Below are 4,769 nucleotides of genomic sequence, written 5' to 3'. Positions count from 1 at the left end.
TTCCGCTTCACGGCGTGTCAGTGTGGCCATGGGCAGGTCCGTGGGCAGGGAGGAGTCGGGAAGGCCGCGCACGAGGCATCACATCCGTCTGAGCCGGTGGGGGGACACGGGTACCGCCCGCTTGTGGGGAAGGGCGGCCCGATTGCTCAGGGCTTGATTTAAGGGACGCGGCTCGACGGCCGTCAAGACTTTGGACTGGACCAATCGTCGGGGAAAGGAGTTCCGGTACCACTCCGGCTGGGGCACGATGATGCCCATGGCCACACTGACACGCCGTGAAGCGGAAGCCCGAGCCCGTCTTGTCGAGGTCCACCACTACGCCGTCGACCTCGACTTCACGGGTGGCGAGGAGACGTTCGCCTCCACCACCACCATCCGCTTCACCGCGCGTCAGGCGGGCGACACCTTCGCGGAGCTGCGGCCCCTCCGGCTGCGCTCCGCCACCCTCGACGGCGCGGACCTGGGCCCCGACGCCGTCGCCGGCCTGGGCCCCGGCGGCTCTGCCGCTGGGCGCATCGCGCTGGCGGGGCTCGCCGAGGGCGAGCACGAGCTGCGCGTCACCGCGGACATGCCCTACTCCCGCACCGGCGAGGGCATGCACCGCTTCACCGACCCCGCCGACGGGCTCACCTACCTCTACAGCATGTGCTGCATGACGGAGAGTTCACTGGTCTACGCCGCGTTCGACCAGCCCGACCTGAAGGCGGTCTTCGACGTCACCGTCACCGCCCCCGAGGAGTGGACCGTCCTCGGCAACGGCGTCGCCACCCGCGTCGAGGGGCGGCCGGGGCGCTGGCGCTGCGCCACCACGCCGCCGCTGAGCACCTATCTGATGGCCGTGGTCGCGGGCCCCTACCACTCGGTGCGCACCGAGCACGCGGGCCTGCCGTTCGGCATCCATGTGCGGGCCTCCCTCGCCGAGCACCTCGACAAGGACGCCGACGAGATCCTGGACATCACCCGCCGCTGCTTCGACCGCTACCACGAGATCTACGACGAGCCCTACCCCTTCGACTCCTACGACCAGGCGTTCGTCCCGGAGTTCAACGCGGGCGCCATGGAGAACCCGGGCCTGGTGACCCTGCGGGACGAGTACATCCACCGGTCGGCGGTCACCGAGACCGAGCGGGAGACGCGCGGCGTCGTCATCGCCCACGAGATGGCGCACATGTGGTTCGGGAACCTGGTGACCCTGCGCTGGTGGGACGACGTCTGGCTGAACGAGTCGTTCGCCGAGTACGTGGGCTACCAGATCCTCGGCGAGGCCACCGCCCACGAGCCGTGGACCGAGTTCGCCACCAGCCGCAAGACCTGGGGCTACGACGCGGACCAGCGCCCCACCACCCACCCCGTCGCCCCCGACCCCGAGGCCGTGCCCGACACCGCCTCCGCCTGGCTCAACTTCGACGGCATCTCCTACGCCAAGGGCGCCTCCGCGCTGCGGCAACTGGTCACCTGGCTCGGCGAGGAGACGTTCCTCGCCGGGATCAACGACCACTTCGCCCGCCACCGCTTCGGCAACGCCACGCTGGCCGACTTCATCGACTCCATGGCCCGCGCCTCGGGGCGGCCCGTCCCCGAGTGGGCCGACCGGTGGCTGCGCACCAGCGGACCCGACACCCTCAAGCCCGAGGTCACGGCGGACGGGGAGGGCTGGCGCCTCGCGCTGCACCACACCGGCGGGCGCCCGCACCGGCTGCTCATCGGCGCCTACGACGAGAGCGGGGGCCGCGCCGCGCTCCGCGAGCGCCACGAGCTGGACCTGCCCGCCGAGGACGGCACCACCGCGCGCACCTTCCCCGGGTCCCGCCCCGGCCTGCTGGTCGTCAACGACGGGGACCTCACCTACGCCAAGGTGCGGCTGGACGGGCCCTCCTGGGAGACCGCGCTGCGCACGCTCTCCACCCTCCCCGACGCCCTGACCCGCACGGTGGTGTGGTCCGCGGCCCGCGACATGGTGCGCGACGGCGAGCTCGACCCGCTCGCCTACGCCGAGGCCGCCCGCCGCCACCTGCCCACCGAGCCCGCCACCGCCATCGTCGAGTCCGTCCTCGCCTTCGCCCGCCGCCAGGTCGCCGACGTCTACCTGACCGGGGACCGGCGCCCGGCCGCGCTCGCCCTGCTCGCCGACCTCTCCCGCGCCATGCTCGGCGCCGAGGTCACCGACCCCACGCGCCGCCTGATCGCCGCCCGCGCGGCGATCGGCTCCGCCACCGACCCCGCCGAGCTGCGCTCCTGGTGGGAGTCGGGCACCCTCCCCGGCGGCCCGGCGCTCGACCCCGAGCTGCGCTGGCAGCTCCTCCACCGCCTCGCGGTCCTGGGCGCCACCACCCGCGAGGAGATCGCGGCCGAGGCGGAACGCGACGCCACCGCCGTGGGCGAGGAGGGGGCGGCCCGCTGCCGTGCCGCGCTGCCCGACGAGGCGGCCAAGGCCGCCGCCTGGGACGACCTGTTCGGCCCCGCGGACCGGCTGTCGAACTACCTGTTCATCGCCACCGCCCAGGGGTTCTGGCACCCGGAGCAGCGCGACCTGCTCGCGCCCTACGTCCCGCGGTACTTCCCGGCCGCCGCCGCGGTGGCCGCCCGCCGTGGCCACACCCTGGCCGTGGCGGCGGTCCGCTACGGCTTCCCCGCCGCGGTCGTCGAGGAGGGGACGGCCCGCCTCACCGAGGAGGCTCTCGGTGACGACACCCTCGTCACCGCCCTGGCGAGGAACCTCACCAACCAGCTGGACGACCTGCGGCGCGCGCTGCGGGTGCGCGCCGCGTTCAGCCGGTGACCGCCAGGTGGACCCCGCGGTGGCGCGGGGTCTCGATCTCGTCGAGCAGGGCGATGGCGAAGTCCGGATAGGAGATCCGGTCGGCCATGTCGCCGTGCTCGGCGACCGTGTACCGGCCCGTCCGGGGGCCCCGGTGGTCGAAGTCCCCGGCCGGGCTGATGTAGAGCCAGTCCAGGTCGCCCCCCTCGGCCCGCAGCACGTCGAGACCGGCCAGGTGCGCGTCGCGGAACGCGCGGAAATCCTCGGGCAGTTCCGTCCCCGCGAGCGGCGAGGTGCCGTCCACGTCGGTGAGGAACGAGGAGAGGCCGATCGCGATCAGCCGCCCGGTGCCCGCGTGCCTGACCCCCGCCACCAGCGCCCCGGCCGCCGCGGGGAAGAACGAGGACGGGTCCGTGCCCGGCCCGTACTCCGCGGCGGCGTTGATCACGGCGTCCGCCCCCGTCAGCACCTCCGCGGCCAGGGCCGCGTCGGTGACGCTCCCCGCGACCACCCGCACCGCCTCGTCCCGCTGCCCCGTGTACCGGGCCGGGGCCCGCACCACCGCGGTGACCGCGTGCCCGCGCCGCCTGGCCTCCGCCACCGCGCGCCGCCCGGCCCTGCCGCCCGCTCCGAATACCACGATCTCGCTCATGTCCTGGAACCTCCTGCCCGGACCGTAGCCCGCCGGCAGGTTCCCCGAGGGATGCCGCCGGCCGGTGTCGAGGTGGCTCCCGGGAGGTGGCGGCGGACCGCCTCAATCGCGTGTCCGCAGGCGCCCGAACAGCTCGGGCGTCGACCGGCGGCGGGCCCAGGCGATCGCCGCCAGCGGGGCGGCGCAGATCAGCGGGGTCGCCGCGTGCTCTCCGTCGAACACGGTCATCTGGGTGATGAACGCCCCGATCATCAGCCCGGTCAGGCCCAGGCTCGCCGCGCCCGCCAGCAGCGTCACCACCAGACCCACCGCCCCGGCGCGCTCCAGCACGCCGACCGCGTACATCAGCCAGTCCCCCCACCCGATCTCGTCGAAGCTCTCCGCCGCCGACGCGTGGCCGACCAGCTTGGGGGCCGCGCTGAAGGCGAAGAACAGCGCCATCAGGATCTGCGTGCCCCGCAGCGCCCACGCGCGTCCCCGGGCCCTCGAACCCCGAACCCCCGCACCGGTGACGCTCGTCGCCTCGGCCATAACGGTACCCATGACGGTCTCCTCCGTTGTCGTCGTGCCTTCTCCCCTACCGACCCGGCCCGGGGCGAGGACTCATCGGTCGTCCGTCAAGCCGCGGTTAGCTCGTTCGGGGGAACGGCTCCCAACCGCGGGACCGGGCCGGGGGCACCCGCGTAGCTTGTGCCCGTTCGCGCCGACAGAGGCCCCCACAGCGCTGAGAGAGACCGAACCATGCCCGCGCTCCCCACCCCCGATCCCACCCTGCTCGCGGGTGGCCCCTCGGGACCGCGCGCCCTGCGCCCACTCGTCGAGACCGTCCTGGCCGCCCTGGAGGAGGGCGCCGCGGCCCGCTGCGGGCCGCTGCCCGGCGGCGGCCCGGGCGCCGTCACCCGCCGGCTCCTGGCCCGCTGCGGCCCGGCGCTGCCCGCGCAGGGCACGGGGGCGCACGACGCGTTGCGCTCCGTCGTGAGCGCGCTGGCCGAGGGCGCGGCCGACCCCGCCGACCCCCACTGCGCCGCCCATCTGCACGCCCCGCCCCTGGCCGTCGCCGCCGCGGCGGACCTGGCCGCCGCCGCGCTCAACCCCTCGATGGACTCCTGGGACCAGGCCCCGGCCGCCTCCGCCCTGGAGCTCCACCTCACCGCCGCGCTCGCCTGCCTCGTCCACCCCGGCGGGCGCGCCCCCGACGCCCTGGTCACCACCGGCGGCACCGAGGCGAACCTGCTGGGCCTGCTGCTGGCCCGCGAGCGGTTCGGCCCCCGCCTGGTGACCGTCTGCGGCGCCAACGCCCACCACAGCGTCCGCCGCGCCGCCTGGCTCCTCGGCCTGCCCGCCCCCACCGTGCTGCTC

4 protein-coding genes are annotated in these 4,769 nt (G+C 74.9%); 2 read left to right on the top strand and 2 right to left on the bottom strand.

The window, feature by feature from the left end:
* Positions 1-256: 256 nt before the first annotated feature.
* Entirely contained in the window at positions 257-2,779 is a 2,523-nt protein-coding gene (pepN, locus tag ADY01_RS32935; RefSeq protein WP_049580416.1) for an aminopeptidase N, read from the top strand.
* Here the strand turns inward: pepN and ADY01_RS32930 are convergent.
* Both ADY01_RS32930 and ADY01_RS32925 read right to left on the bottom strand, forming a co-directional pair.
* Positions 2,769-3,410 carry an NAD(P)-dependent oxidoreductase gene (locus ADY01_RS32930; RefSeq protein ID WP_049580415.1) on the bottom strand — a complete coding sequence of 214 codons (642 nt, stop codon included), beginning with the start codon at positions 3,408-3,410 and terminating at the stop codon, positions 2,769-2,771. The genes pepN and ADY01_RS32930 overlap by 11 nt on opposite strands.
* Before the next feature lie 102 nt (positions 3,411-3,512).
* Positions 3,513-3,953, bottom strand: a complete 441-nt coding sequence (locus ADY01_RS32925; protein WP_234320507.1) for a DoxX family protein — start codon at positions 3,951-3,953, stop codon at positions 3,513-3,515.
* 198 nt (positions 3,954-4,151) lie between these two features.
* Here ADY01_RS32925 and ADY01_RS32920 point away from each other — a divergent pair.
* The coding region (locus ADY01_RS32920; protein ID WP_049580413.1) for a pyridoxal-dependent decarboxylase at positions 4,152-4,769 on the top strand (618 nt) is incomplete at its 3' end.

This window comes from Streptomyces sp. SBT349, assembly GCF_001083795.1.
Taxonomy (GTDB): Bacteria; Actinomycetota; Actinomycetes; order Streptomycetales; family Streptomycetaceae; genus Streptomyces.
The sequence above is the reverse complement of the archived record's forward strand: the minus strand, read 5'-3'. Positions and strand labels throughout refer to the sequence as shown.